The sequence below is a fragment of the Paenibacillus sp. NMA1017 genome (genome assembly GCF_058895805.1).
Genome location: NZ_JBZXYR010000049.1, coordinates 1 through 1,403, shown reverse-complemented (window position 1 = coordinate 1,403; position 1,403 = coordinate 1). Strand labels below are relative to the sequence as shown.

1 protein-coding gene is annotated in these 1,403 nt (G+C 53.5%); it reads right to left on the bottom strand.

All coding sequences use genetic code 11. From position 1 onward, the window contains the following. Positions 1-1,403 (bottom strand): AMP-binding protein (locus AC5ELV_RS26270; RefSeq protein ID WP_493432454.1); only part of this gene is annotated, 1,403 nt, incomplete at both ends.

The window sequence follows — 1,403 nt, the reverse complement described above, 5'->3', positions numbered from 1 at the left end:
TGCTCCCCTTTTTCCAGCAGTGCGTTCAGGGACTCTACATCTTCAATCGTATAAGCAGTCGCATCTACCGTGGTTTCGGTCGGACCGTACACGTTGGTAATGACCGGACGATACCCGGACCACTTGTGCAGGAACACATTTACCAGCTGCACGGATAATGCTTCGCCACCGATCAGGTAATGCTTCACTTCCGGCGCTTCCGTCACACTGACGCTTTCGTTCAAAATATGCAGATGCGCAGGTGTGCCGTCCGACAGATCAATCCGGTGCGTGCGGTAGTAGGCGATCAAATGCTCTCCGCTCAGACTGACGTCACGGGACACCACGTGCAGGGTGTGGCCTAACAGCAAGCTGGCAAAGATTTGCTTCACTGAAGCGTCAAATACAAATGCCGACAGCCATGCGACATGAAGCGGCTGTTCGTAACGGCTGTATACTCGTTCCAATAAAGCATCTACCAGATTGCTAACACTGCCCTGCTCGATCATGACCCCTTTCGGCTGACCGGTGGTACCTGACGTGTAAATCATATAGGCCAGGTTATGCGGGCGAGCGACAGGGATTAGATTGCTCGCATCCTGTGCGTTCAGTTGAGCCTGAACCTCCTCGTCATCCAAGACTACAGCTCGAACTGTGGATGGCAAGATGAGCGACAGGTTGGCGACTCTGCTTGTAATCACGACCTTGGCCCCACTGTCTTGGAGCATGTAGTCGATGCGCTCCTGTGGATACATCGTATCCATCGGCACATACGCGCCTCCGGCCTTCAGTACCCCCAGAATGCTCACCAGAATATCCGCAGAACGTTCCAGCAATACGCCCACCGGTTGATCTGCTTCGACCCCTTTGGCTCGTAACACACGAGCCAATTGGTTCGCACGCTCATTCAGCTCAGTGTAGGTCAGTACCGTGTCCCCAGACACAACTGCTATCCGTTCAGGGTTGCGCTCAGCTTGTTCTTCAAAACGTTCGCTGAGTGAACGACCTTGCACCTGTCTGTGTTCAGTACAACGCATGCTATGTGCGTTCGGGTCATTGAATACCTTCAGAATCTGCTCGGTTTCTTCTGCCGTAATCAACTCCAGCTCACCCAGCTTCGCATCCGGGTTCGCCGCCACCGCTTCGGCCAAACGAATAAAGTGACGCGTCATCCGTTCTACCGTTTCGCGCTCGTACAACGCAGTTGCATACTGCAATCCGAACTGGATACCTGCCTCTTCCTCCCTGGCTTCCAGCGTCAAATCAAACTTCGCTGGCGTTTGTTCCAAGCCGTATGGACGGAAGCTCAGATCTGCCAGTTGCAGTTCGCCTTCCTCGGTGGTTTGCAGGGTAAACATCGTATCGAACAGCGGATGGCGGCTCATATCCCGCTTCACATTTAGCTTTTCCACCAACTCCTCAAA